Raw genomic sequence first — 26,241 nt, 5'->3', positions numbered from 1 at the left:
TTATTCCGATTTTCTGCTTAAATCTTATTTTTTCGTTCTCCACTATTTATATTAAAAAATACCACTTATTACAGTAGGAATTATCATGAGTCATGTCGCTAACAAAGATTTATCAGCCACGGCACAAGCCGTCAATACCTTTACCAATCCAACTGATGTACAAGACTTCAATCAGTATCCCGATGCCCGTGGGCACTTTGGTGTGCATGGCGGTCGTTTTGTCTCTGAAACCTTGATGGCAGCACTGGAAGAGCTAGAAGCGCTTTATACCAAAGTCAAAGCAGATCCAGCGTTCTGGGAAGAGTATCATAATGATTTGGTCAATTATGTCGGTCGTCCAACACCGCTTTATCATGCCAAACGTTTGAGCGATGAGATTGGTGGTGCGCAAATTTACTTTAAGCGTGAAGATCTTAACCATACTGGCGCGCATAAGGTAAATAATACCATTGGACAAGCATTGCTTGCCAAGATGAGCGGCAAACAACGTATCATCGCTGAGACGGGCGCAGGGCAACATGGCGTGGCAACTGCGACGATTGCCGCACGCTTAGGATTAGAATGTATCGTTTATATGGGTGCCGATGATGTCGAACGCCAAAAGATGAACGTCTATCGTATGCGTTTACTTGGTGCCACTGTCGTGCCGGTTACTTCTGGCTCACGTACCCTTAAAGATGCGATGAATGAAGCGATGCGTGATTGGGTTACCAATGTCGATAGCACTTATTACATTATTGGTACGGTCGCTGGCCCGCATCCTTATCCGCTACTCGTGCGTGATTTCCAAGCGATTATCGGTAAAGAAGCGCGCATTCAGCATTTGCAAATGACTGGCAAATTACCAGATGCCCTAGTCGCCTGTGTCGGTGGTGGCTCAAATGCAATTGGTCTGTTCTTTGACTTCTTAAATGATACTGATGTCAAAATGTACGGCGTCGAAGCGACGGGTGATGGTATCGAAACGGGTCGTCACTCAGCGCCACTAGCAGCTGGTCGTATTGGTGTATTGCACGGCAATCGTACTTACCTAATGGCAGACGATGACGGACAGATTCAAGAGACGCATTCTATCTCTGCTGGTCTTGATTACCCTGGTGTCGGTCCAGAGCATAGCTTCTTAAAAGACATGAAGCGCGTTGAATATGTGGGCTGTACCGATAAAGAGTCGCTAGAAGGCTTTCATGAGGTCACGCGCAAAGAAGGCATTATTCCTGCGCTCGAATCTGCGCATGCCGTCGCTTATGCATTGAAGCTAGCTAAAACGATGACGCCTGATCAAACGATTATTGTAAATATGTCGGGTCGCGGTGATAAAGACTTGCACTCAGTAATGAAAGCAGAAGGGATTGAGCTTTAGATTACTACGATTTTAGAGTTCCTATCATTCGAATCTACTTTAGTTCCATTATTAACTTGAGAGTTATCTGATGTTGAGGGTACGGTGAATCATAATTTATTTGAGCTAAATAGCTTTCCAGATAAGCTAACACTTAGCCTGCCCTTGAGCATTAATACGCTACTGCCTAAGAAAGAACTAAAGTTTTTTCAAAGTGAAAAGTTTGTTGATAGTATGCAACTAGCTTTGCTCTCGGTAGCGATCGGCTTTATTTTGTATCTAGCAGAGAAGTTCTTAGGTAGTAATGATTTATTAAAATTTCAATCCATTTTTGTTATATGTAGTATGTTCATGTTATGGCACATATTTTCTCATTACTTAGCATTTCGTAAAGAAAAAGGCCAAAACTTACCTAGTAAATATGTGGCAAAAAATATTGATTGGCATTTAGAACCTATTCTGTCTATTACCTCTGATAAATTAAGAGTCCTCTCAAATAGTCGCCGTAAAGAGAAAGTGATTTGTTTTGATAATATAGATGAAATTGTTTATAACATTGAAAAAGATGATAGTGGTATTTCAGTACTCTACAAGCCTAATACCAGTGAAAGGTTCGAGGATAATATTATTCCTGACTCACTTGATGGGGATGGGTTATCAGAATTTGTACTATTAAAGTCAACGCTTGGAAGTTATGTTTTAAACGATAATTTAGACAATCATTATCAGATTCATAGAATACAAGTAGCGTTATTATTAACTCATATACTCTATAACCGTACCGAACAGCTAAATATCGACTGGTAAGGTTATTAGGTTATTAGGTTATTAGTAGAGAGACTATGTGTGTTACGCGACTCAATAATAAAAGATTAACTTTAAATTAATTAAGAGAACACTATGACCCGAATTGAAAGCACTTTTAAAACGTTAAAATTACAAAATAAAAAAGCCCTTATTCCTTATGTAATGGCAGGCGATCCCAATCCAGAGACGACAGTAGGCTTGCTTCATGACTTAGTGAAGCATGGTGCAGATATGATCGAATTGGGCTTACCCTTCTCTGATCCAATGGCTGATGGCCCAGTCGTTGCCTTAGCAGGTGAGCGTGCATTAGCCGCAGGTACCAGTACGCGTGATGCATTAAAAATGGTCGCTGAGTTTCGTCAAACAGATACACAGACGCCAATTATTTTGATGGGTTACCTCAACCCAGTTGAAATCATTGGTTATGATAACTTTGTGGCGCTGTGTGAGCAGTCTGGCGTCGATGGTATCTTGATGGTTGATTTGCCACCAGCAGAGGCGGGTAGCTTTACCCAGCACTTAACTGACAACTCGATAAATGAGATTTTCTTACTATCCCCAACCACTTTGCCTGAGCGCCGTAAGCAAGTATTAACCCATTGTGGCGGTTATATCTATTATGTGTCATTGAAAGGCGTGACAGGTTCAGCAACGCTAGATACAGCTGCCGTGGCGACCCAAGTGCAAGCCATTAAAGCCGCGACAGACCTTCCAGTATGTGTCGGGTTTGGTATCCGTGATGGGGCTTCTGCAAAAGCGATTGGTACTTATGCGGATGGTGTCATCGTTGGCAGTGCGTTGGTACAGAATTTTGCTAATATAGATGCGAGCGATGCGACGGCTGTTGCGGCGGCTCAGCAAAAAATCATGGCTAAGATGGACGAGCTACGCGGCGCGTTGGATAGCTTGAGCGCTTAGATTTATATGGTAATTGCCTTATATGGCGATCGCTATAGAAGTCATCGATATAGCAGAATGGGTAGCGTTTGCTGATGGCAGGCGACTCACTGGCATTCATCATTGACCTGATATAAGTTCCCCTGTATGAACCTGAGAAATAGTCAGTAGCGTAGCCACGTTGATTTACGGTTTATAAAGACTTAGTATTTATGAGCGCTTAATATTTATAAGCACTTAATATTTATGAGCGCTTAGTATTTATAAACACAAGATCAAATGACTTTGCTAAATTTAGTTTACGAGTGTAAACTAATATAATTATGATAGTGGTTTTTAAAATAGCATTTGTTGATACTCCTATCGCTGATATTTATCCATAAGTACGATAGACTGCGATATGGATATGTAAACGTGTCCCATAACTGCTCATGTTATGCTGGTATTTGACACTTTGTTTAGACAACCATTAAACTCTCAAGGACAAGGGAATGAGCCAACTTGTCGATAAGCCTTTGATGATGGCAAATAATATGACTGATACAATAACAAAACCTGATATGACTAATCCTAATAATACTGAAAAAAACAACGTCGAGCCGAACGGTAACACCGCTGGGCAATCGTGGTTTAATCGCTCGGTACCAGGTATCAAGCAGCAATTAACAGCGCCTTTGACGGCAGTAGAGACCGAACCGTCAACCAAGTGCAGTAATTGCCATTCGATGATTACCAACACGGCGCTTATCTTTAACTGCTATGTATGCCCGCATTGCGATCATCATTTACCGATGAGTGCTCGCGAGCGTCTGCATTGGATATTGGATCAAGTAGATGGTGAGCTTGGGCAAGAATTTACGGCAAAAGATCCGCTAAGATTCGTCGATAGTAAGCCATATCCAAAGCGTATGAGTGAAGCACAAGAAAAAACGGGCGAATCTGAAGCGCTGATTGTCATGTATGGTAAGTTGCGCAATCTTGACGTCGTCGCTTGTGCTTTTGATTTCCGCTTTATGGGCGGCTCGATGGGGTCAGTCGTCGGCGATCGATTTGTCCAAGCGGCAGAAAAAGCGCTTGAAGATAAAGTACCTCTAGTTTGCTTTGCAGCCTCAGGCGGTGCGCGTATGCAAGAGGGGCTATTGTCTTTGATGCAGATGGCTCGTACTGCAGCAGCAATTGAACGCTTAAGAATTGCTGGCGTGCCGTATATCGTTGTGCTGACCAATCCCGTTTATGGCGGTGTGACTGCATCGCTCGCTATGCTCGGTGATATTCATCTGGCAGAACCAAAAGCCATGATTGGCTTTGCTGGCAAGCGCGTGATTGAGCAAACCGTCCGTGAGACATTAGAAGAACCGTTTCAGCGTGCCGAATTCTTGTTAGAGCATGGCGTGGTCGATGAAGTGGTACATCGTCATCAGCTTATCGATACCATTTATCGCTTGCTGGCGAAGTTATGTGGCGTTCCTAATGTTAATGCTTAGCACCAAATAAACAGCGGATTAAGTTTATAAGTTTTATAACTGCTTAGCAGCGTGTTAATATCTCTAAAATATGCAAAACTCCTTAATAGCATTTATCGTCATATAACGGTAAATGCTATTTTTGGTTTTAGTTAGCAGATACACGGTTTTTATTTTCATAAAATTATATATAGGTTTGCGCCATGTCTGATTCTCAAGCTTCTAATCCCGCTAGCCCCAATGATAAAGCCGACTTAACGGAATGGCTTGATTATATGCAGCAGATACACGTCTCAGCGATAGATATGGGCTTGTCGCGCGTGTTGCCAGTCGCTGAAGCACTGGGTGTGGTACAGTCAGCGAAAGATGATGCTTATGTATTTACCGTGGCAGGCACCAATGGTAAAGGCTCAACGACGGCAGTGATTGCACAGATGTGCCAAGCAGCAGGCTATAAGACAGCTCTCTATCAATCACCGCATCTCAGCGCCTTTAATGAGCGGGTACGCATCAATGGCGAAATGGTCAGCGATGAGACATTAATCAACGCTTTTAACAAAGTAGAAGCGGCACGGTTACAGTGTGCTTTGACCTTATCGTTTTTTGAGATGACGACATTGGCTGCTTTATTGATATTTGCCGAAGCCGACTGTGATGTATGGGTATTAGAAGTGGGACTCGGTGGGCGCTTAGATGTCGTCAATATTATCGACCCTGATATGGCGGTGATTACCAATATCGGCATCGATCATGTCGATTGGCTTGGTGACAATGTCGAAGATATTGGTCGCGAAAAAGCAGGAATCTTACGCAATGGTATTCCCCTGATTTATGGCGCTACCGATATGCCAACCAGCGTGCAACAGGCTATCGATAAGAATCAAGCAACTTGTTATCAAGTCGGGCAAGGTTTTCATTATCGCGAGATCGATGCAATTACTTGGCAATATAGTAATGCTGCTGTTACTCTACAATTGCCACGACCAGCACTGTCATTGACCAATACTGCCAATGCCTTATCAGCAGTGTTAGCCAGTTCATTAGAAATCGATATTGCTGCTATTGAGCAGGCGCTACAGACCGTTAAATTGGCAGGTCGCTTTGATTATCGAGAGTTAGAGAATCGGCACTGGCTATTTGATGTGGCACATAACGAGCAGGGGGTTGAGTTTTTATTAGCGCAATTATCACCGCTCTGGCAGTATGTAGCGAAGCAAAATAGTGATGAACAAACCAATAGCGCACCTGCAACCATTAAAATGCTATTTTCCATGCTGGCGGATAAAGATATCGACAAGGTCGTGCAGCGTTTGACCGAATCAGGCTTGCCGATTAGTGATTGGTTCATCGCTGAAATTGACTATCCACGTGCGGCGAGTACTCAGCAGTTGCAAGGTATCTTAAGCAACTATGTGGATAGTGCGCAGATACATGAGTTTAAACGTTTATCAGAAGCGACGCAGGCCGTTATAAATGGCAGTCAACCACAAGATCTCATTGTCGTTTGTGGCTCCTTCCATACTATTGGTGAGGCATTGGCGGCACTTGAAAAATGAGAAATTAAGTGAAAATATGACGGGTTTAATGTTAATCTTAACAGCAGCGTGAGAGCAGACAGCATAAAAAATATACTTTATAATCAAAGAGCTTTTACAAACAAAGAGGCTTTTTATAAGGTACTTTATAAAGTGTTTTATAAAAAGTACTTTCATAAAGAATAGCTTTCATAAAAAAGTGCTGTTATAAATATGACATAATCTTTGAGAGAGGATGGCAGTAACTGGCGGCAGTGGCTATTTATCAAGACGACTGGTAGGATATTAGCTGATAGGGTTTTAACAATAACCGCGCTGACCAATCAACCTTATTACCAACTAAGAGACGTAAACGGATGAACTTTTCGAGACAAGCCTTATTGGGCATTGGGATGATTATCGGCGGTAGCGTGATGCTATATGCCATGGTGCAACAAATTGGTGATGGTAATACATCCGAGCCAGCGACGGCAATGGTCGATAAGCCAAGTGCCGAGCAAGAGGCGCCGCAGCCACTGACCACTGACATCGACACTGAAAAGCGTATCCTGGCGCAAAAGCAAAAAGAACGTGCTGCGCGGGTAGCTGAGCAAGAAAAACGGGCGCAGCAGTTTTTGACGGAGCAAGAGACTGCAGAGGCGCAAGCCTTGGCAAAATCGCGTGCGGAAAATCAGCAGTATATAGCCAATAGTGCACCCGCTGCCGCCGATGACGACAGTTCAGAAGCTGCTCAAAATGTGGTTCAACCCTCAAGCGCACAGCCTAGTACTAATGATCAAGCAACTGCCGCGGCGATCAACACGAGCGATAGCGATAAGCAAAAGGCCGCTCAAGCCCAGCAACAAGAAGCCAAAAAACAGGCCGCACTAAAAGAACAAGCTGCCGCCAAAAAAGAAGCAGAAGCCAAACGCCAAGCGGAAGCTAAAAAGCAAGCTGATGCTCAGACCATGGCTGAGAAAAAGAAACAAGCGGTGGAACAAGCAGCAGAAGCCGCCAAAAATGAGCCACCAAAATCGCCTTCTGACTATCAAGTAAAAAGAGGTGATGGGCTGATAAAACTGGCGCGGCAATACAATATGCCCGTAGAAGTATTGGCACAAGCGAATAATCTTTCGCCATCGACATCGCTACAACTGGGTCAGAGTATTACCATTCCATCGCGTAAGCAGGTGGATCGTTTGGCACGTGAAGCAGCAGCAGCTGAACAGGCTCGTGAAGAAAAACGCAAAAAAGAAGACGCGCTCGCAAAAAAATCGACTGATGCCAAACGCGACGCTCAGCAAAAACTCAGTGAAGCCCGTAAAGAAGTCAAAGAAACCGATGCTAAAGGCAGCTTTGGGGTACAAGTTGCCTTGGCGAATGACCAAGCTAAAGCCGATGAGCTGGCCAAAAAATTCAAATCAGCAGGCTATCAAGTGAAGACCAGCGCTACCAGTCGCGGCGTCCGAGTCGTCGTTGGTCCTGAGCGTGGCAAAGTCGCGGCCTTGGCATTAAAAGACAAAATCAATAGCGATCCCAAAGTAAATACGACGAGCGCTTGGGTACTTTACTGGCGTTAAGATAGAGGCTCGTCTACTATCATTAAATGATTACATCTGAATAGAAGAGACATTTTCAAGATATTGGTTGGGTCTTTATTCGCTTTCTATCAAAACACGACATATGCTGTCGTGTTTTTTTGCTTTATAGATTGCCGAGTGGCGCATCCTTAGTTAAGATGAGCGCCATTTTTATTATCTCTTTTTGTATAACCTGTCAGCCTATAAAGGTTGCCCTGCTGTGATCGGCCCGTCATGGATTCATTGTGAATGATGACACTCAGCCAATCACTTTCATATTGTATAAGGTAAAACCATGTCATTTGGCGTTATATTTTTAATATTGGCTGTTGGGTTTTTAGGGCTGATTACCGTACCAAAGCTATTGAAAAAACCCCCAGTCGTTGAGCCTGATCCAAAGCCTGTACGCGGCGATGAGCTGGCTATTTGGCCATTTGCACCGATGCCCATCATGACCGATACCGAGGTAATATTTTTTAATAAGTTAAAAAATGCATTACCGGAATATCATATATTTGTCCAAGTTCAGCTGTCACGCATCATCGAAGCCAATAGTGATGAGACCTCTGAGCGTAGCTTTTGGTTCAATCGTATCTGCCGTCAAAGCGTGGATTATGTGATCGTGGATGTCGATGCTCAGACTACATTAGTCGCTATAGAGCTTGATGATTGGACGCATAGTAGCAAAGCACGTCAAAAAGCAGACGATAAAAAAGACAAAGCTCTAGCCAGTGCAGGTATTGCCATGGTTCGCTTTCACGCTGAGCGCATGCCCAGTGCTGATATGCTCAGATATGAGCTGATGCAAGTGATTGAGAGTTATTGATAAAGTATCTTTGCTAGACAATCAAAGGTTACTAGGGCACGCCCTAAGTTAGCGGCATTTATTTTTTGTGTAACATTGCTGTTATATCAGCTTACTTTATAGATAAGTTGTTTAAATAAGAGTATTATCATTTTATTTTAAAGCAAACTTAAGTTTTCTAAATTGATATGAGCGTTCTTTAACTATGTGAGCTTTCTTTGCTTAGTTGGATCACGTTCTTGCTGTCTTGACTCTTTAAAACATCTCTATAAAGGACTGTGTAATGAAACTTTTTAAATTGACTGCATTAGCACTAGCCAGCACGTTAGCATTAGCAGGCTGTGGCGATGACAATGATAACAACACCTCTTCTGGTAATGGTAACAATACTCCAGAGGTTCCAATTAAACCGCCTGTTGATAATAGTTTGTCTGAGCTTGAGCAAGCAAAAGAGATGATTCGTACTGCCAAGCTGTTTGTCAGTGATAATAAAGCGGTTACAGATGCTTATGAAGATGTCAGTGATATCCTTACAGAAAAGCAAGATACACGACTTGGCTACACCTTCGATATCCCAAGTGATCTGAAATACTATATGGAAGAGACTGATGTATCACAGCTCACAGCAGCTGATATTACTGCACTGGCCAATGATGAAGAGTTTGAAACAGCACTGGGCAATATAGCCTTAACCCCAGAAAAAGGGTTTTTAGCGACGCTAAGTACTGACGGGAAGTTTACCTTAACTGGTAGCACCAAGGTCAATATCGAAGAATACGATTACGTATATAATCCACAAACAGGTTTATATGACCCTGTTGTTGATAATAAAGACGTTTTCACCGTAGCGTTTGATGGTTTTGAAGATGCACTGATTTCTAATACCAGTACGACTAACTTCAATGGCAGCTTGGGTTTCAAGAGTATTAAAATTGGTACTGGTACGGACGCCGTTAGCCTCAGCTCAAATACTAAAGGGGCTACAGTCAGCGGTCAATTCAGTGATAAAGTCGTGGTCAATGATGAGTTTGATATCAATGACGCAAATAGAGAAGGTATTACTCTAGAAAAGGCTGTCATCAAATTAAGCAGTCTAAAGTTGACGGCTAACGATAGTGTAATCGAAGCAAAGGATTTTGAATTTTCTGCACTAGATGTCAGCAAAAAGCTGGCAGACAATAGCTTAGTGGTCAGAACCATTCCTTATAAACTTGCTATAACTGGCAAGATGACAAAGCAAAAACCTGAGACTGATGTAACGATTACCTTGAATGCTACTGCCAACGATGCTGATATAAAGAACTTCTTGATAGTGACTGACACAGGTAATGTGGAAGAGACCGCCAATAAATACATAGGTATGGAAATAGTGTTGGCGATCAAAGGCAAAGTAACCAAAGAGGGCGCAACGACGATCCCGCTTGATTTCCAAGCCAATCTTAAACGTACTGCTCGTAATGTTATTGAGCTACAAGGCCTGACTGCTAGCGTAGAGGGTAAGAAGCTATTTGTAACAGGTAAGTCAAGCTTAGACAATAACTATGATGTGGTTAGTACCCAGTTTACCGTTGAGCAAAATAAAGCGTCGATCAAGTTAAATGTCGATGCTAATGGTGACTTCATAAAAGATAACATGGGTAAGCTCGGCGATATCATGGTTAATGGTAAAGATTACGGTGATTTAATGGATAATGATGACAAAGTTACGGCCAAATTCACTGATGACAGTTTAATTATTCTATAATCAAACCATGTGTCACATCGACTCTCAAACGTTGTTAGTAGCGATTGAGGTATAGCAGCACAAAAAAAGAGACAGATTACTGTCTCTTTTTTATGCTCTCTAATAAACGTGAGAAATTTATGCCATATAACGTTTCAAGTCTCTATGGTTTTTTACCTAAAAGCTTAGCATCGTATCTATCCAGCCGTACAAAGTTAATCACTATGCCAGCGATTGCCGCTATGATGATATCCAGCGCTGCGGTTGCTGATAGTGCAGACATACCAGCTGCTGATACGAATTTTTACTTCTACCCCCAAGCGACAGGCTTGCTAGACAGTCAGACCAAACAATCAGACGCGCAGATAGAGTGGAGTTTGATGGCAACGGCTCATAGTCCAACACAGCCTATCTCAGCATTTTTGGACGATTGGAATGCACCTTTAGATTCAGGAGATCATGCTTATGCCCAAGGTCGAACATTGCTTGAGATTCGTCCTGCGGGCAGTGCGATTAGCTACGGTCTAGGCTGGCGTTATGATTATTTGATGACGTTTAGCAAAGAGACTGCCGAAGTTTATTGGCAGTATGAAAATAAACAGCCTTCAAGTACCAGTCAAACTTATCCGTTATTTTTAGAAGCCAAGCACAACGAGAGGATCGGCGCTAATGTTGGCTTGACGCAGCAGCTCATGCCCAACTGGCAATTGACGACTCGTGCCAATCTCTGGCAAGGACTGCATGCACTAGAAGGTAAGATAGTTGGCGATTTGAGCACCAGAGTGTTACCAAATAATGAGGTGACAGATATACGAGACAGTTTGGATAAAACCAACGCTTATATAGATTATTACTATGATGAACCAGCCTTAGGGGAAGAAAACCTAAACTGGAATCCCGCGAAACCTTCAGGATATGGTTATTCGCTCGATTTGCAGCTCACAGGTCAGTTGTCTGATAGCACGCAATTGTCTCTGCGCGGCTACGATATCCTTGGACGCATGCATTGGAAAGACATGCCAAGCACTCGCTATGCGTTGGATTATGACGTCAACGGCAGACCTCTCTATACGATTGAAGGGCAGCTTAGCACTGACGATGTCACACAGACATTGCCATGGCGAGTTGAAGGTAGCCTTCAGCATCAGCTAGACAGTCAATGGCAGCTCGGTCTACATGGTCAAGTAAATGACATTCAAGACTTGTATCAATTATCCGCAGGCTACCAAACGTCCAATGATGCTTTTCCCATTACGGTGACGGGCTTAATAGAGCCGCAGACGCAAGCACTGGGTCTCGCTGTAGACAGTCGCTATGCTGGCATAAAATTGCTGACTGACAGTCTCGACTCAGACAAAGCCAAACGCAGTGAGATTAGCTTGTATGGACGCTATGCTTGGTAGCTTCATTGCATTGCATTAATAAAACAGATGGCTAAAGCGTCCATATATATGTCTATGTAATGTCGATGGACGTTACTAAAGTTTATCATCTGTCTCATCATGCTGCTTCGGGTAAATGACGATGGGTCTATCACCTTCAAAGTATAATCCTGTTTTTAAGATACCTTTTTCAGAATGGATAAGTGCCGACGGACGCCCATCATAGAACTCGCGCTTAGTAAACCATTCAATATAATGAGCAGCGCGCAAAGCTCTGATATCAAGCATCGCGAGAGTGCTCGTGTCGTATTTATCGCACCATTCGTGCATGGGAAAGCTTGGTGCTAGCCAAGACGGATAGACGAGATTAGTGATGTTCATTGGCAAAAAGAATCGCCCTTTTATCACACCATAACGCTTGTCGATTTTGACTTGTCCATGACTTTCGGTATCTACCCATACCGTGCGAAACTGCTTGGTTTGCATATGGGTCATTTTGCGCTGCAAATTGTCATTGGAGTTAATCCCCACCCAATTCTCCGGCTCAAATGGCGCTGATCCCATAAAAAACTTAATCGCCAGCTCCCAGTGCTCGACCAGATTTTCTGCATGATTATACAAAATCAAATCTAGCTCACCTGTCGTCTGCTTGCCGCTAAATAACTGGACGTTACTGGCTAGCGTCTCGTACGGATGTAGTTTGCGCGCAAATCCATCCTCTAACCAAAATGACAGTAACCCTTCAAAGTGAAAACCCAGTCGATTGGGACTTGGGCGCTTGAGTAAATAGCGAGTCAGCGCCTGATAAGCATTGGTAGTATCTAACACTTCTAAACGCTGCTTATACGCCTCAAACTGCGCCTGCCAAAAGCATGAGCTATGTACGGCGATGGCATGGGTATTCTGATGTGGCGCAAAGTCCAGCCATTCGGTTAAGACGTTAGGACATGCCAGCACATACGCCAGATCACGCACATAAGGTCGTCGGTACGCTTCCCAAGGGGCAGCATCTATAAGGCGGGTAGATGTGGGTTGATCGACAGGCTCGGACATAGGATAAACCATCGTAACGTTGTAGCATTTACCCTAACTGTTGGCTCTATGAAAGTCTATAGGACACGAGTATCGGCTAGGGTAGTGCTTGATTGTCCTATTACTAAATCATTATATTAATGATATAAAAATTAAGCTGAATATCTGGTGCATTTGATAATAAAGGCACTAGGATAATGATAAAAAACCTTAATATAGCAAATGACCATTTTGGTGGTTTTTTAAATAGCGTTTGGACTGATGATTTTGTGCTGGTTGAGCCTTTATTTTTTTCTAAGTGCGACATGTGTCTAGCTCCATATTTACCGTAACTTGATTGATACGGCTAGTATGGATGTATTTTATGAAATAGAGTTGATTAAGAAAATTCCCTAAACCTACGTTCATATATATTAAGCTATGTTGAGGTATATTTTAGTTATGACTTTGGTCTGCCTGCTTCACTAGCATAGCTAGGTGATACTTCTTTTATCCAAGGTCTTAGATTATCTATATGGTTGGGCAGTTCTTCAGAAAGGTTATACTCTATTAGCTTAGCCCATACTATATTGCACATCTCACCAATTTTTATTTTATTTTCAGTGTCTTGGAGCCATTGTTCTTCTGCTACATGCTTTGCAATTTCTTTTGCTAAAATCTTCTTATGGCTTACACCTTTTCTAGATACGAACTTACCTTTACTTTCAATAGGTTTGTTATTCAGGCTTTCTTCTTCAAGGCTTAATAAATCATTATGCAAAATTATTATATCGCTTAGTTTGATATTGAATTCAACGAAAGAGAAGTCAGCTCTTTTATTAAACGAACATGAAAAAGGTGCTTTTTCGGCAAACTTAGCTAAATCTTCGTCATTTACAGAGTCAATAGTAAAGTTTATATAACTAATATCGGTTAGTTGATAGCTTTTATCTTCTACAGTTATCTGCCACTCTGCAAGTTGACTTGGCTTATATGGGTCATCATTATAGTTAGGTCTTTGAATGAAGCCCTCTAATCCAAATAAAAATATTTTATCGTCAGGATTCTTACTCAAGGTCATATTAGATACAGTTTCCTTGCTTACTCTAAATAAAAAAGAACCCATATATAAATCATCTATAATTCTATTAGACACAAATGTTTCTAATTTCTGCAAAGTATCAACAATAGGCTTCAACTCTTTTTCAGACAAATCATAAATATTTATATCTGTAGAAAATACATTTGAGTTATAAAATTCTATTTTTGCATGTAATGGCTTATTAGGAGAGCTATCCATGCGAAAGTGAATGAACGTATTGATATCCCTGCTAGATATTTTTTTCAATAATTTTTTTGGAGTGATATTATTAGTCTTATGCTTTCTATTTAAATAGTCACAAGCTTCTTGCAAGCTATAATACTCTAATGTATCAAAGCTTAATGCTATATCGTTATCGCTCACAATTTACACCTCTATATCAAAGTAAGCAAAAAGCAGTCAAAACCTAAGGTCGTGAATAATAGCCCTTTACTTAATAGTTTCTGCCTTGCCCAAATTCTTATTATTACTCACTTCATTATCTATCATACAATCCCCACCCAAATTTAGCACAAAAAAAAGCCAACCATTGAAAACAATGATTGGCTTTTCTCTTTACTGCTATGTTTGGTCGGAACGGCAGGATTTGAACCTGCGACCACTACACCCCCAGTGTAGTGCGCTACCAGACTGCGCTACGCCCCGAATGACTGACTATTTTACGCAAAATTAGGCATATTGCAAGGGCTATTTATTTTAGCCAAAATCTATAACCTTAATTTACGTATCACAGTCAGCATAACCAATCAGCAACTAACCCAGTAGCTCTTTTAGGATTTGGTTGACTTGCTGCGGGTTGGCACTACCGCGACTGGCTTTCATGACTTGACCGACCAGACCGTTAAAGGCTTTTTCTTTACCGCCACGATACTCGTCAACCATCGCTTCGTTTTTAGCAATGACTTCTTCAACAATGGCTTTGATAGCGCCCGTATCGGTTTCTTGCTTGAGCCCTTTTTCTTCGATGATTTTGTCAGCGGCATCATCAGCATCGCCGCCCGCGCGTTCATACAGGGCACTAAAGACCTTCTTAGCCAATTTGCCAGATAGGGTATCGTCTTTGATACGCGCTAGCATGCCAGCCAATTGCTTGGCGCTGATAGGGGAGTCGATGATATCTTTGTCATCTTTATTCAGTGCGCCCAGTAGATCGCCCATGACCCAGTTGCCTGCCATTTTGGCATCTGATTGTCCTACTTCAGCGACCACGTCTTCGAAGTAATCGGCAATTTGACGGCTACCAGTTAGGATGCGCGCATCATACTCTGACAGACCAAGCGCTTCTTCAAAGCGAGCACGACGGGCTACAGGTAGCTCAGGCATCGCCGCTTTGATCGCATCAACCGTATGCTGCTCGATGCGGACAGGCAGCAGGTCAGGATCAGGGAAGTAGCGATAGTCGTTGGCGTCTTCTTTGGTACGCATCGTACGAGTTTCGTCGCGCTCTGGGTCATATAGCATCGTCGCTTGCACAACTTTACCGCCTTCTTCGACGATGTCGATTTGACGCTCGATTTCACGATTGATGGCGCGCTCGATAAAGCGGAACGAGTTTAAGTTCTTTAGCTCAGTACGCGTGCCCAATTCTGCACCAGGCTTACGCACAGAAACGTTGCAGTCGCAGCGGAACGAGCCTTCTGCCATGACCGCATCTGAGATACCTAGCCACGTGACCAGCTGATGAATGGCTTTGATATAAGCCAGTGCTTCGTGAGCAGAGCGCATATCAGGCTCAGAGACGATTTCAATCAATGGTGTACCAGCACGGTTGAGATCGACACCTGTCATACCATCGACAGCATCATGGACAGATTTACCAGCATCTTCTTCCAAATGCGCGCGGGTGATACCCATACGTTTCGGATATTCGTTCTTTTCGCCTTCATTAACCACGACATCGATATAGCCTTCACCAACGATAGGGTTGGCCATCTGGGTGATTTGATAGCCTTTAGGTAAATCAGGATAGAAGTAATTTTTACGGTCAAAGGTATTAAACAGACCCAGCTCAGCATTGACGCCAATGCCGAATTTTAGCGCACGATCGACCACGCCCGCATTTAGCACGGGTAATACACCAGGCAGACCTAAATCTACAATACTGGCTTGTGTGTTTGGCTCGTGACCGAAGTCAGTGGGTGCACTTGAGAATATCTTACTTTCCGTATTGAGCTGACAGTGAATCTCAATACCAATGACGACTTCATAACCATCAACGAACAGCTCTTTACGAACAGCGTGCTCGCGAACGGCATTGTTATCAGTAGTTGCTGTGTTCATTATACCGTCTCCTTTGCGATGGCAGAGTGCTGTAGATGATGATCCGTATGCTGCTGGAATAGATGCGCAGTCGTGAGCAGTTGACTCTCTTGCCAATGCTTACCGATTAACTGTAAGCCAATAGGTAGGCCTTCTGAGTTTAAACCAACTGGTTGGCTGAGCGCAGGCAGACCGGCTAAGTTAACACCGATGGTATAAACATCGCCCAAATACATGGTGGCAGGATCGAGGTCTTCAGCAAGCTTGTAAGCAGCCGTTGGTGCAGTCGGGCTGGCGATGACATCACAGTTGGCAAAGGCGTCTTCGAAGTCTTTAACGATTAAGCGGCGTATTTTTTGTGCTTTAGTATAATAAGCATCGAAATAACCAGCAGATAGCGCGTAAGTGCCCGTCAAGATACGGCGCTGTACTTCAGGACCAAAACCTTCAGAACGTGAGCGCGTATATAGATCGATGAGATCTTTTGGGTTCTCACAGCGATAGCCAAAGCGCACACCATCGAAGCGCGACAGGTTAGATGATGCTTCGGCAGGAGCCAGCATGTAATAAGTCGCCAACGTGATCTCAGGATCGGTGATATTGACTTCTACGATGGTTGCGCCCAGCTCTTCATATTTCTTCAGAGCCGCACGTGCTGCTTGTTCAACTTCGCTATCAAGCCCTGCACCGAAGTATTCTTTGGCCACACCGATACGCAAGCCAGCAAATGGCTTGTCACCAGCAGCAGCTTCTGCATCATTAATGTCTTGTACGTAGTCAGGCATGTCATATTTGATAGAAGTCGCATCGCGTGGATCGTGACCAATCATTGGCTGTAGTAGGTAGGCGCAATCTTTAGCGCTGCGTCCCATGCTGCCAGCTTGATCCAAACTTGAAGCGTAGGCAATCATACCAAAGCGAGAGACGCGACCATAAGTAGGCTTGATACCCGTTAAGCCACAGAATGAAGCAGGCTGACGAATAGAGCCGCCCGTATCACTACCGGTTGCGACTGGCACGAAACCTGCAGCAACAGCGGCAGCACTACCACCTGATGATCCACCAGGGACACGCTCTAGATTCCAAGGGTTTTGCACCGTACCGTAGTATGAGCTGCTATTGTCTGAGCCCATCGCAAACTCATCCATATTGAGCTTGCCCAAGCTAATCATGCCTGCTTTGTCGATGTTTGAGACGATAGTAGCATTATAAGGTGAGATGAAGTTATGTAGCATCTTTGAGCCACAAGTCGTCAATACGCCTTGGGTACAAAAGATATCTTTGTGCGCCATCGGTACGCCAAGTAATGGACGCTGATCGCCTTGCGCCCGCATCTCGTCGGCTGCTTGCGCTTGTGCGCGTGCTGTCTCAGACGTATGAGTGATAAAGCTATTAATCTTGCTGTCTAGCGCATCGATACGTTTAATATAGTGTTCAGTTAATTCCGCACTGCTAAATTGTTTTTCTTGCAAGCCCGTAATAAGCTGCTGGGTACTTAATAAATGAAGTTCAGACATAAGGTGTCGTCCGTCAAAATGTTAATAGCATAAAATAAAATGAGATAAAGGCAGAAATAGAGCCGACCAATTATTCAATCACTTGTGGTACTAGGTACAAGCCGTCTTCAACTGCTGGCGCGACCGATTGGTTACGTTCACGATTGATATCGTGTTTGGCGACGTCGGCACGCAAGTCTTGGCAAGCCTCATGGATATTCGATAGTGGTTTAACATCAGTCGTGTCCACATTACCAAGCGTATGCATCAGTTTTAATACTTTGCTGATTTCGTTGGCATAGCTGTTGGCGGTCGTTTCATCGACACCCAATCGCGCAAGGCTGGCAACTTCTAGGATTTCTTCACGGCTGACGTTGCTGTCAGACGTTGCTGGTTTCTGTGACATAGTTTCTCCAGTGAAGGACAGTTTTTGTTAGAGTTAGTAGGTTTAAAAATAGCGCTTAAAACAAGCACTTAAAAAGCCGCTGTTAAAACCAGTTATTAAAATTAAATCGCTGTTAAAAGCAACCACTATAATTGGCTACTAAAATAAAAGTGAGATAGCATAGGCTTATTATAAAGCATCTGACCCAAGTTTACAGAGCCTGACGCTTGATTGCTGCACAATCTCAACCAAGCCACCATGATTCACAAAGATTTGCAAAATTGACCGCATGATTCTCAATTGCTTACCCATTACGTTCTGAAATACGTTACAGTATGCACCTGTGATGCTAGGCAAAACTATCATTTGCCTGTAGAGCCTTGTTAGTTATTGAATTAAATGATGTTTCATTAGATCGAATGGTATTCACTGCCATTTCAAACTTTGTAACAACTTTTAGCGTTTAAGATCAAAATCCTGCCTTACTGATGCAAATACCTGTGTTTTTTTTGAGCTAAATCGGTATAATTTAGCTCAGTTTTGTCATTTCATCATTATTGCTTAGGTTTGACTTGTTGCGATGCACCAATTTCGCCACAGTTGATGTCTAACGACGACCTGCTCAACACTGACGAGTAACCCTCTCAGTCACTCTCATTCGCCTCATTCGTAAGACGCTGGATATATTAGTCATGAACCTGTTTGGATTTTTATCAAATAATATCGCTATCGACCTTGGTACTGCGAACACTTTAATTTTTATTCCTAATAAAGGCGTGGTGCTCGATGAGCCTACGGTGGTCGCGCTACGAAGCAATCGTACCCATAACCCTACCGTTGCTGCGGTTGGCATCGATGCCAAGCAGATGCTTGGTCGTACGCCTGCCAATATCACGGCGATTCGTCCCCTAAAAGACGGCGTGATTGCTGACTTTGAAGTGACCCAAAAAATGCTTAAGCACTTTATCGGCAAGGTAAAGGCGAAGCGTTTTATGGCACAGCCCAACGTGGTCGTTTGTGTGCCATGCAAATCAACTCTCGTTGAACGCAAAGCCATCCGTGAAGCCGTATCATCAGCGGGCGCAAGCAAAGTGCTATTGCTAGAAGAGCCGATGGCCGCTGCTATTGGTGCTGGCATGCCAGTGCATGAAGCGAGTGGCTCAATGGTGGTCGATATCGGTGGTGGTACAACTGAGATTGCGGTTATTGCTCTATCAGGTTGCGTGTATGCCGAGTCGATTCGTATCGGTGGCGACATATTTGATGAAGCCATCATCACTCATGTACGCCGTACCCACGGTTGTGTGATTGGTGAAACCACTGCTGAGCGTATCAAAAAAGAAGTAGGCTCTGCCCTGAATGAAGACAGTCAATTAGAAGTCGAAGTTCGTGGTCGTAGCATGGCAGAAGGCGTACCAAAGACCTTTACGGTCAATTCAGAAGAAGTGCAAAAAGCGTTAAGCGACCCACTAAGCGGTATTGTCAGTGCGGTAAAAGCAGCACTTGAGCAAACTCCACCTGAGCTGTCATCAGATATTGCCGAGCGTGGTATTGTCTTGACCGGTGGCGGTGCATTGTTGCGTGATTTAGACAAGCTGATTTCAAGAGAGACGGGTTTGCCAGTGACAGTCGCTGACGATCCATTGACTTGCGTCAGTCGTGGTGGCGGTATCGCTCTCGACTTTATCAATAATAAAAGCTTAAATATGATCTTTGTTTAAGTGACCATTTGTTCAAGTGGCTTTTTATTTAAATGAACATCAGTTGTTGTTAACCGTTATTTTTTACAAGCATGCTTCAGTGACGGTTAACACGATTGTCAAACATTCGATTTAACGATAAAAGTAAATAACGATAAAGGTAGCCAGTTGCGCTGCCTTTAATCATATTATTAATTGCCAGCTACAAGCATCGCCACTAAATGCTGATAACGATGAGATTATTAAACATTGTTATAACTAGCGCTAGGTATTGCTCACATTAGAAAACCTTAATTAGATGACTTATGACGCCAAGTATTTTTGCACGCCAGCCATTAGCACTTCGTAAGGCTGCTATTGTATTGATAGTAGCGTTGATAATGATGTGGTTCGATAGCAAAAATCCGGAATGGTTTAGTCCTGTACGCAATACCAGCCATGCCGCTATGCAGCCTATCTATGAATTGTCACTATTGCCAAGCTATGCTAAGCATTGGGCAAGTGGCAGCTTACAATCAAAAGAAGCGCTACGCCGCGAAAACATGCAATTAAAATCGCAGTTGATTCACGCGCAGGCCAAGCTCCAGCAGCAAGATTATATTTTGGCACAAAATGCGCGCTTGCAAGGCATCTTGTCGACCACCAAACCTGAACAGTTTGAGCTAAATTTGGCACAGGTTATCGGTACAGACACCAATCTACTTCGCCAAATCGTCGTGCTTAATAAAGGCGCGCAAGATGGGGTGCAAGTCGGTCAAACGGTCATCGACGAAGACGGCATATTGGGTCAGATTATCAATGTTTATCCCAATACCAGTCGCTTACTGCTCATTACTGATGAGCAGCAGTCGGTAGCAGTAACGGTTAAACGTACGGGTCAGCGGGCGATTGTGACGGGTCAGGGAATACCCACTTCTTTAAGCCTCAATTATGTCTTCAAAACCTCAGACGTGCGCGTGGGTGACGAGCTGGTTTCTTCAGGTTTAGGTGGTCGCATTCCAGCAGGCTATCGAGTCGGTCGGATCGCTCATGTCAAAGACACGCAAGCAGATAACTTCAGAAGTATTGAAGTCACGCCAGCGGCAAATTTTATCGATAATGCCTACGTATTAGTGCTTCAAGACAAGCTGATAGATAAAAGTAATGTGGGTTTCGATAGCAATGGTGGCTGATATTCAATTTATACATCGCTAACCACTTTGCTGGGCTCGCCCTATAATATCTTCAACCATACCTTTTTAGTGATGTTTTTTCAGCTAAATAGACGTTCAAATGGCCGCCGCCAAACACTCGCTAAGGTAGGTATTCATGACGTATTCTGACTCTAAGCACCCAATCGGGATCTTGCTCATTGCGATTGTTACCAGCTTTGTCGTTGCCTCATCGCTCAATGTCTATCCATTAAGTCCTAGTATGGCTACCTTGCGTCCCATGATTATGATCATGGTGCTGATTTTTTGGCTGCTGTTTCAGCCACGTTACGTTGGTATTTTTACCGCGTTTACCATTGGTTTAGCGGCAGACCTTTTGATGGACACCCACTTAGGTCAGCAAGCCTTTGCTGCTGTGATGGTGGCACTTGTTATCAAGATCAGTAGCATTTATGTCAGAAAGTTAAACACTGTCAATGCTTGGCTTATCGCCTCATTAGGCTTGCTGCTGTTTCAATTGAGTTTGTGGATGCTACAGATGTTTATCCAAAATATTTTTGTCGCGCAGTCTGCCTTTTCTTTATTGATGAGTATAGTCAGCTGGCCTCTAGTGCTACTAGTGTTACGAAAATTTGCACGTTAATCAATTCAGTTACTACCTCAATAATTGCTTTTGAGAGCCTTTCTGTTATTAGTAGTGTTAATGTGATTGGCAGTAGAATTTATGCTCAACATGAAAGCTGCCAATCCTGAAAGCCTCTGTGCCTTTGATAATTGATATGATCATAATAAGAGAATAGCGATGGATATTATTTTAGCCTCTGGTTCACCGCGTCGTCGGGAGTTGCTCGCTAGAGCGCAGCTGGATTTTACGGTCATGAGCGTCGATATCGATGAAACGCCACAAGATAATGAGCTACCAAAAAACTATATTGAGCGTATGGTCGCTGCCAAAGCGGCTGCCGCAGTACAACAGCTAAACGACACCGTTGAAACAAACAAAGACAACCTCGCTGAGCAGCTTATTATTTTGACCTCTGATACCATTGGTGTGCTACCAGATGGTCAGACGGTACTGGTAAAACCAGCCGATCGCGAGCACGCTTATCGTATGTGGCAGCAAATGTCAGATAATACCCATGAAGTATGGACGGCAGTACAAGCTACCCATGTATCCTTAGTTTCTACGCACACTCATACAGAAAGCCATGAGCCAGTATTCCAAGTCGTCAAGCAACAACAACTCACCGAACGTACGGCAGTCACCTTTATACCTCTGACGACGGAGATGATGAGTTGTTATTGGGAGAGTGGCGAACCTGCTGATAAAGCAGGTGGCTACGGTATTCAAGGTTTGGGTGCTGCATGGGTTAGCCGTATCAATGGTAGCTATACCAATGTCGTCGGCTTGCCGCTCTCGCAAACGCTGGCATTGCTTAAAGATATTCTAGATACTGGCACTCATTAAAAAGCCACAATGGTAGAGCAGCCCTTGTCAATGCGCTAAAAGCCCGCCGTTCATTGTCTGCACATAACGACACGCTAGGGTAATGGGCAAGAGCAAGTTGCATTTGTTACACTGTAAATCTAATAGACGATGACTGTCTAACAAGAAAGCTGAAAGATAAGAGAAAACATTATGTCCGAAGAGCTGCTGATTAATATTAGTCCAATGGAGTCGCGTGTCGCCGTGCTAGACAACGGTATCCTAGGCGAGATCTATATTGAGCGACATCACAAACTGGGTTTGGTCGGTAATATCTATCTGGGTACTGTTGTGCGTGTCCTGCCGGGTATGCAAGCGGCCTTTGTTGATATCGGTCAGTCACGGACAGCGTTTTTACATGTCAATGATATGCAGCGCGAGCCTCGCCCAGTAGTAGAAAGAAAAAGTAAAGCACCTGAGGAGGGTAAGAAGGAGGCAAATACAAATACAGACAACACTGTGGTGGAAAACGGTGTTGATAGTCTAGACGTTAGCCCGCCAGTGGTCAGTGCGCAAAGTACCGATGTCGTTCCTGTTTCTAAAACTCTTATCCAGCACCGCTTGCACGAAAGCCAACGTATTCTTGTCCAAGTGACAAAAGATCAATTGGGCAGTAAAGGCGCTCGCCTGACCACCAATGTCTCTCTGCCGTCGCGCTATCTGGTATATTTGCCATCGAGTGATCATATCGGCATATCACAGCGTATCGATGGCGAAGAAGAGCGTAACCGTCTCAAGACTGAGCTAAATAGTTTGATGCAAACCGTCAACCTAAAAGGCGGATTGATTGCCCGTACGGCTGCCGAGCGCGTGCCTGTCGATAAACTAGAAGAAGACATTTATTATTTGTTGCAGCTTTGGCGGACTATCTGCGCGCGTCGTCAGGAAATCAATCATCATCAAAGCTCAGAGCTTATTTACCAAGAGCTGGCTCTGCCACTACGCTCGATTCGTGACCTAGTACATACCGATACCGCAAAAGTCGTCATTGATAATGCACAAATCTACGAGCAAGTCAGGCAGTTCGCTAAAGAGTTCGTGCCTTTCGTCTATGATCGAATTGTGCATTATACCGCGGAGCAATCTTTATTTGATGTTCATCGGGTTGAAGACGATTTACGTGATGCTTTAAAACGTCGCGTTGACTTAAAGTCAGGTGGCTACCTAATTATTGACCAGACCGAAGCGATGACCACGATTGATGTCAACACAGGTTCTTTTGTTGGTGGACGTTCATTAGAAGATACAGTTTACAAAACCAACTTAGAAGCCACTCATGCCATCGCTCGACAGCTGCGTTTGCGTAATCTTGGCGGTATTATTATCCTAGACTTCATTGATATGCTGGAGCAGCAGCATAAAGATGACGTGCTGGAGAGTTTACAGTCGCAACTGGCACAAGACTATGCCAAGACGAAGATTACCCAAGTCAGTGAACTTGGTTTGGTAGAGATGACCCGTAAACGTACTCGTGAATCGCTAGGGCAGCAGTTGTGTGAGCCGTGTTCAACTTGTCAAGGCCGCGGCTTTGTCAAAACTGCTGAAACCGTCTGCTTTGAGATATTCCGTGAAATCATGCGCTGTGCTCGTACCTATAATTCTCCTAAGAAGTTTACGGTGGTTGCCCATGCCGCAGTCATTGATTTGTTACTCACCTCAGAGTCGGATACGGTAGCAGATTTAGAGTATCTGCTGGGTAGGGTGATTACTTTTGATGTCGAAAATCTCTATACCCAAGAGCAGTACGATATCGTTTTAGACTAATGATTTTCCCGTCACTAAGATATTTAACGCAAATTATCGACTACAAGTGGCATTGTTTATAAAGCCTAATATCTTGAAATGCCATAGATATTGCTCTTGCAATGACTGAAATACTATGTATAATATATACCACTGAATTATATATGCGCAGCCAATCAAACAGCTGGCGCTATGACAGCTAGAGCATCGTTTCTAGCACTATTTCATTATGCCTTTGCTGACATCCTATTATGGAAGGGTCGGCGGGGCTTTAAACTATTTTGCTTTTGGCACGCTACAAGTTCGGATAAAGAACTCATTCTGGTTAAGAACAGAAGGCAGCTTTAAGTAAATATTTAACCAAACGGCTTTTGGTCATATCTTTGCAAAGCAAGAATGACGAAAGCACATATTAGGAGCTTGCTGGCATGGCTAACCAGAGAATCCGTATCCGTCTTAAGTCTTTTGATCATCGTCTGATTGATCAATCTGCACAAGAGATTGTTGATACTGCAAAGCGCACCGGTGCGCAAGTTTGTGGTCCTGTACCGTTGCCGACTCGCATTGAGCGCTTCAACGTTCTAACTTCACCACACGTAAACAAAGACGCTCGTGATCAGTACGAAATCCGTACTCATAAGCGTATGGTTGACATTGTTCAACCTACCGATAAAACTGTGGATGCGCTAATGAAGCTTGACTTAGCGGCGGGTGTTGACGTTCAAATTGCTTTGGGTTAATGCACATAAACACCCAACCCATTAATATAAGATATAAAGAGGTCTAAAATGGCGATCGGTTTAGTCGGTAAAAAATGCGGCATGACCCGTGTCTTCACTGAAGCAGGCGCATCTATCCCTGTAACAGTGGTTGAGATCAGTGCTAACCGCATTACTCAAGTAAAAAATACTGATGTAGATGGCTATCAAGCCATCCAAATCACCACAGGCACCCGTCGTGACAGCCGCGTAACAGCAGCTCAAAAAGGTCACTTCGCTAAAGCTGGCGTTGCCGCTGGTCGTGGTGTTTGGGAATTTCGTGCCAATGACAGCGATCTTGAAGGTCGTGAGATTGGTGGTGAGATCCTAGCTGACTTGTTTGAACAAGGTCAGATGGTTGATGTCACAGGAAACAGTAAAGGTAAAGGCTTTCAAGGCGGCGTGAAGCGTCACAACTTCAGCATGCAAGATGCCACTCATGGTAACTCAGTATCTCACCGTGCCATTGGTTCAACTGGTCAAAACCAGTCACCAGGTAAAGTCTTCAAAGGCAAAAAAATGCCAGGTCAGATGGGTAACAAACGCGTTACCGTTCAAGGCCTAGAAGTGATATCGGTTGATGTTGAAAATGGGTTACTTGTCATCAAGGGTGCTATCCCAGGTGCCACCGGTGGCGATGTCATCGTACGTCCGTCAGTCAAAGCCTAAGCAAGGGGATTAACGTGGATTTAAAAACAGTTACAGGGGCGGCAGTTGAGCTTTCTGATACGGCTTTCGGTCGTGAATTCAACGAAGCACTAGTGCATCAAGTCGTCACCGCATATCTTGCTGGTGCTCGCCAAGGTACACGCGCTCAAAAGACCCGTGCCGAAGTTTCTGGCGGTGGCATTAAGCCATGGCGCCAAAAAGGTACTGGTCGTGCTCGTGCAGGCTCTATTCGTAGTCCTATCTGGCGTGGGGGCGGACGCACATTTGCGGCCAAACCACAAGATTGGTCACAGAAAGTCAACCGTAAAATGTATCGCGGTGCTATGCAGTGTATCCTAGCCGAATTGATTCGCCAAGAGCGTTTGATCTTGGTTGAAGAGTTGAGCGTTTCTGGACCTAAGACTAAAGAGCTTATCGCAAAGTTAGGTGAGCTAAATGCATCACGTGCATTAATCGTCACCAAAGAAGTTGACGAAAACTTATACTTAGCTGCTCGAAACATCCCACATGTCAATGTACTTGATACAAGTGAAGTGGATCCAGTGAGCTTGATCGCTTTTGATAAAGTGATCATGACAGTCGAAGCTGCGAAACAATTTGAGGAAGCACTAGCATGAATAACGCAAGACTTTATCAGATCCTAAGAGGACCTGTATTCTCAGAGAAATCTCAAATGCTTGGCGACTCACTTGGTGTGCAGGTATTTAAAATTGACTCTAACGCTACTAAGTTAGAAGTTAAAAAAGCAGTTGAGATGATGTTTGAAGGTGTTGAAGTTTTAAAAGTAAACACATTGAACGTTAAAGGTAAGACAAAGCGTTTTGGTAAAAGTATCGGCCGTCGTAATGACTATAAAAAAGCCTATGTTACCTTAAAAGCTGGTCAAGATGTACAAATGGCTGATGCTGGTGAAGAGGTCGCGAATACGACTGCTTCTACTAGTGAAACAGCGAATAACGAATAAGGATTAC

24 protein-coding genes and 1 tRNA gene are annotated in these 26,241 nt (G+C 43.7%); 18 read left to right on the top strand and 7 right to left on the bottom strand.

Features of this window, described 5'->3' with window-relative positions:
- The first annotated feature begins 85 nt into the window (after nucleotides 1-85).
- The 9 genes from trpB (at nucleotide 86) to JMY08_RS08890 (ending at nucleotide 11,531) form a co-directional block, all read left to right on the top strand.
- Nucleotides 86-1,360 (top strand): tryptophan synthase subunit beta, encoded by a 1,275-nt coding sequence (gene trpB / locus JMY08_RS08930; RefSeq protein WP_227670036.1) that lies wholly within the window; start codon nucleotides 86-88, stop codon nucleotides 1,358-1,360.
- A gap of 84 nt (nucleotides 1,361-1,444) precedes the next feature.
- Nucleotides 1,445-2,146, top strand: a complete 702-nt coding sequence (locus tag JMY08_RS08925) for a hypothetical protein (protein WP_189586233.1) — start codon at nucleotides 1,445-1,447, stop codon at nucleotides 2,144-2,146.
- 93 nt (nucleotides 2,147-2,239) lie between these two features.
- Nucleotides 2,240-3,064: a tryptophan synthase subunit alpha gene (trpA, locus tag JMY08_RS08920; protein ID WP_189586236.1), complete on the top strand. Its 825-nt coding sequence runs from the start codon at nucleotides 2,240-2,242 to the stop codon at nucleotides 3,062-3,064.
- Between the two features lie 500 nt (nucleotides 3,065-3,564).
- Complete coding sequence (gene accD, locus JMY08_RS08915; protein WP_189586383.1) at nucleotides 3,565-4,527, top strand: acetyl-CoA carboxylase, carboxyltransferase subunit beta; 963 nt, start codon at nucleotides 3,565-3,567, stop codon at nucleotides 4,525-4,527.
- A gap of 182 nt (nucleotides 4,528-4,709) precedes the next feature.
- Entirely contained in the window at nucleotides 4,710-6,062 is a 1,353-nt protein-coding gene (folC, locus tag JMY08_RS08910) for a bifunctional tetrahydrofolate synthase/dihydrofolate synthase (RefSeq protein WP_201592938.1), read from the top strand.
- 335 nt (nucleotides 6,063-6,397) lie between these two features.
- Complete coding sequence (locus JMY08_RS08905; RefSeq protein WP_201592936.1) at nucleotides 6,398-7,600, top strand: SPOR and LysM peptidoglycan-binding domain-containing protein; 1,203 nt, start codon at nucleotides 6,398-6,400, stop codon at nucleotides 7,598-7,600.
- A 295-nt stretch (nucleotides 7,601-7,895) separates the two neighbouring features.
- A complete protein-coding gene (locus tag JMY08_RS08900; RefSeq protein WP_194621033.1) occupies nucleotides 7,896-8,426 on the top strand; it encodes a DUF2726 domain-containing protein in 531 nt (176 codons plus the stop codon).
- A 262-nt stretch (nucleotides 8,427-8,688) separates the two neighbouring features.
- Nucleotides 8,689-10,149, top strand: coding sequence for a hypothetical protein (locus JMY08_RS08895; RefSeq protein WP_201592934.1), 1,461 nt, complete (start codon nucleotides 8,689-8,691; stop codon nucleotides 10,147-10,149).
- Between the two features lie 119 nt (nucleotides 10,150-10,268).
- Entirely contained in the window at nucleotides 10,269-11,531 is a 1,263-nt protein-coding gene (locus JMY08_RS08890) for a hypothetical protein (protein ID WP_201592932.1), read from the top strand.
- Between the two features lie 75 nt (nucleotides 11,532-11,606).
- On the opposite strand, the gene JMY08_RS08885 is transcribed toward JMY08_RS08890, so the two are convergent.
- From JMY08_RS08885 to gatC, 7 genes are all read right to left on the bottom strand, one after another.
- On the bottom strand, nucleotides 11,607-12,563 hold the full coding sequence (locus tag JMY08_RS08885) for a DUF1853 family protein (RefSeq protein ID WP_201592930.1): 957 nt from the start codon (nucleotides 12,561-12,563) through the stop codon (nucleotides 11,607-11,609).
- Between the two features lie 103 nt (nucleotides 12,564-12,666).
- Nucleotides 12,667-12,849 carry a hypothetical protein gene (locus tag JMY08_RS08880; protein WP_201592928.1) on the bottom strand — a complete coding sequence of 61 codons (183 nt, stop codon included), beginning with the start codon at nucleotides 12,847-12,849 and terminating at the stop codon, nucleotides 12,667-12,669.
- A gap of 132 nt (nucleotides 12,850-12,981) precedes the next feature.
- On the bottom strand, nucleotides 12,982-13,986 hold the full coding sequence (locus JMY08_RS08875; protein WP_201592926.1) for a hypothetical protein: 1,005 nt from the start codon (nucleotides 13,984-13,986) through the stop codon (nucleotides 12,982-12,984).
- 205 nt (nucleotides 13,987-14,191) lie between these two features.
- Nucleotides 14,192-14,268 (bottom strand) — tRNA-Pro (locus tag JMY08_RS08870).
- 108 nt (nucleotides 14,269-14,376) lie between these two features.
- Nucleotides 14,377-15,903 (bottom strand): Asp-tRNA(Asn)/Glu-tRNA(Gln) amidotransferase subunit GatB, encoded by a 1,527-nt coding sequence (gene gatB / locus JMY08_RS08865; protein WP_201592924.1) that lies wholly within the window; start codon nucleotides 15,901-15,903, stop codon nucleotides 14,377-14,379.
- Entirely contained in the window at nucleotides 15,903-17,399 is a 1,497-nt protein-coding gene (gatA, locus tag JMY08_RS08860; RefSeq protein ID WP_201592923.1) for an Asp-tRNA(Asn)/Glu-tRNA(Gln) amidotransferase subunit GatA, read from the bottom strand. Before gatA ends, gatB begins: the two co-directional genes overlap by 1 nt.
- 70 nt (nucleotides 17,400-17,469) lie before the next feature.
- A complete protein-coding gene (gene gatC / locus JMY08_RS08855; protein ID WP_201592921.1) occupies nucleotides 17,470-17,784 on the bottom strand; it encodes an Asp-tRNA(Asn)/Glu-tRNA(Gln) amidotransferase subunit GatC in 315 nt (104 codons plus the stop codon).
- A 671-nt stretch (nucleotides 17,785-18,455) separates the two neighbouring features.
- Between gatC and JMY08_RS08850 the strand changes: the two genes are divergently transcribed.
- The 9 genes from JMY08_RS08850 to rplW all read left to right on the top strand — a co-directional run bounded on the left by JMY08_RS08850 (nucleotide 18,456) and on the right by rplW (nucleotide 26,234).
- Entirely contained in the window at nucleotides 18,456-19,484 is a 1,029-nt protein-coding gene (locus JMY08_RS08850) for a rod shape-determining protein (protein ID WP_010196659.1), read from the top strand.
- Nucleotides 19,485-19,768: 284 nt separating this feature from the next.
- On the top strand, nucleotides 19,769-20,635 hold the full coding sequence (gene mreC, locus JMY08_RS08845; RefSeq protein WP_010196660.1) for a rod shape-determining protein MreC: 867 nt from the start codon (nucleotides 19,769-19,771) through the stop codon (nucleotides 20,633-20,635).
- A 136-nt stretch (nucleotides 20,636-20,771) separates the two neighbouring features.
- Nucleotides 20,772-21,257, top strand: a complete 486-nt coding sequence (gene mreD, locus JMY08_RS08840) for a rod shape-determining protein MreD (RefSeq protein ID WP_201592919.1) — start codon at nucleotides 20,772-20,774, stop codon at nucleotides 21,255-21,257.
- Between the two features lie 159 nt (nucleotides 21,258-21,416).
- On the top strand, nucleotides 21,417-22,082 hold the full coding sequence (locus JMY08_RS08835; RefSeq protein WP_201592917.1) for a Maf family protein: 666 nt from the start codon (nucleotides 21,417-21,419) through the stop codon (nucleotides 22,080-22,082).
- A 171-nt stretch (nucleotides 22,083-22,253) separates the two neighbouring features.
- Complete coding sequence (locus tag JMY08_RS08830) at nucleotides 22,254-23,864, top strand: Rne/Rng family ribonuclease (RefSeq protein ID WP_201592915.1); 1,611 nt, start codon at nucleotides 22,254-22,256, stop codon at nucleotides 23,862-23,864.
- Between the two features lie 407 nt (nucleotides 23,865-24,271).
- The gene (gene rpsJ, locus JMY08_RS08825; protein ID WP_010196670.1) at nucleotides 24,272-24,583 is read left to right on the top strand and encodes a 30S ribosomal protein S10; all 312 of its coding nucleotides are present in this window, start codon (nucleotides 24,272-24,274) and stop codon (nucleotides 24,581-24,583) included.
- 48 nt (nucleotides 24,584-24,631) lie between these two features.
- Nucleotides 24,632-25,270, top strand: a complete 639-nt coding sequence (gene rplC / locus JMY08_RS08820) for a 50S ribosomal protein L3 (RefSeq protein WP_010196672.1) — start codon at nucleotides 24,632-24,634, stop codon at nucleotides 25,268-25,270.
- Between the two features lie 14 nt (nucleotides 25,271-25,284).
- Nucleotides 25,285-25,887, top strand: coding sequence for a 50S ribosomal protein L4 (rplD, locus tag JMY08_RS08815; protein ID WP_010196673.1), 603 nt, complete (start codon nucleotides 25,285-25,287; stop codon nucleotides 25,885-25,887).
- Nucleotides 25,884-26,234, top strand: coding sequence for a 50S ribosomal protein L23 (gene rplW / locus JMY08_RS08810; protein ID WP_010196677.1), 351 nt, complete (start codon nucleotides 25,884-25,886; stop codon nucleotides 26,232-26,234). The genes rplD and rplW overlap by 4 nt, the downstream gene beginning before the upstream one ends.
- Nucleotides 26,235-26,241: the final 7 nt, after the last annotated feature.

Origin of the sequence: Psychrobacter sp. Pi2-51, from assembly GCF_904846665.1 — a bacterium.
GTDB classification, from domain to species: Bacteria; Pseudomonadota; Gammaproteobacteria; order Pseudomonadales; family Moraxellaceae; genus Psychrobacter; species Psychrobacter glaciei.
The sequence above is the reverse complement of the archived record's forward strand: the minus strand, read 5'-3'. Positions and strand labels throughout refer to the sequence as shown.

Excerpts from the sequence above, each read along its gene's own strand:
- JMY08_RS08900 (WP_194621033.1), top strand. The coding sequence starts at position 7,896 with ATGTCATTTGGCGTTATATTTTTAATATTGGCTGTTGGGTTTTTAGGG.
- gatB (WP_201592924.1), bottom strand. The coding sequence starts at position 15,903 with ATGAACACAGCAACTACTGATAACAATGCCGTTCGCGAGCACGCTGTT.
- JMY08_RS08830 (WP_201592915.1), top strand. The coding sequence starts at position 22,254 with ATGTCCGAAGAGCTGCTGATTAATATTAGTCCAATGGAGTCGCGTGTC.
- accD (WP_189586383.1), top strand. The coding sequence starts at position 3,565 with ATGGCAAATAATATGACTGATACAATAACAAAACCTGATATGACTAAT.
- trpB (WP_227670036.1), top strand. The coding sequence starts at position 86 with ATGAGTCATGTCGCTAACAAAGATTTATCAGCCACGGCACAAGCCGTC.
- gatC (WP_201592921.1), bottom strand. The coding sequence starts at position 17,784 with ATGTCACAGAAACCAGCAACGTCTGACAGCAACGTCAGCCGTGAAGAA.
- JMY08_RS08890 (WP_201592932.1), top strand. The coding sequence starts at position 10,269 with ATGCCATATAACGTTTCAAGTCTCTATGGTTTTTTACCTAAAAGCTTA.
- rpsJ (WP_010196670.1), top strand. The coding sequence starts at position 24,272 with ATGGCTAACCAGAGAATCCGTATCCGTCTTAAGTCTTTTGATCATCGT.
- mreD (WP_201592919.1), top strand. The coding sequence starts at position 20,772 with ATGACGTATTCTGACTCTAAGCACCCAATCGGGATCTTGCTCATTGCG.
- JMY08_RS08905 (WP_201592936.1), top strand. The coding sequence starts at position 6,398 with ATGAACTTTTCGAGACAAGCCTTATTGGGCATTGGGATGATTATCGGC.
- JMY08_RS08895 (WP_201592934.1), top strand. The coding sequence starts at position 8,689 with ATGAAACTTTTTAAATTGACTGCATTAGCACTAGCCAGCACGTTAGCA.
- JMY08_RS08850 (WP_010196659.1), top strand. The coding sequence starts at position 18,456 with ATGAACCTGTTTGGATTTTTATCAAATAATATCGCTATCGACCTTGGT.
- rplC (WP_010196672.1), top strand. The coding sequence starts at position 24,632 with ATGGCGATCGGTTTAGTCGGTAAAAAATGCGGCATGACCCGTGTCTTC.
- JMY08_RS08835 (WP_201592917.1), top strand. The coding sequence starts at position 21,417 with ATGGATATTATTTTAGCCTCTGGTTCACCGCGTCGTCGGGAGTTGCTC.
- rplW (WP_010196677.1), top strand. The coding sequence starts at position 25,884 with ATGAATAACGCAAGACTTTATCAGATCCTAAGAGGACCTGTATTCTCA.
- mreC (WP_010196660.1), top strand. The coding sequence starts at position 19,769 with ATGACGCCAAGTATTTTTGCACGCCAGCCATTAGCACTTCGTAAGGCT.
- trpA (WP_189586236.1), top strand. The coding sequence starts at position 2,240 with ATGACCCGAATTGAAAGCACTTTTAAAACGTTAAAATTACAAAATAAA.
- JMY08_RS08885 (WP_201592930.1), bottom strand. The coding sequence starts at position 12,563 with ATGTCCGAGCCTGTCGATCAACCCACATCTACCCGCCTTATAGATGCT.
- JMY08_RS08880 (WP_201592928.1), bottom strand. The coding sequence starts at position 12,849 with ATGTCGCACTTAGAAAAAAATAAAGGCTCAACCAGCACAAAATCATCA.
- gatA (WP_201592923.1), bottom strand. The coding sequence starts at position 17,399 with ATGTCTGAACTTCATTTATTAAGTACCCAGCAGCTTATTACGGGCTTG.
- folC (WP_201592938.1), top strand. The coding sequence starts at position 4,710 with ATGTCTGATTCTCAAGCTTCTAATCCCGCTAGCCCCAATGATAAAGCC.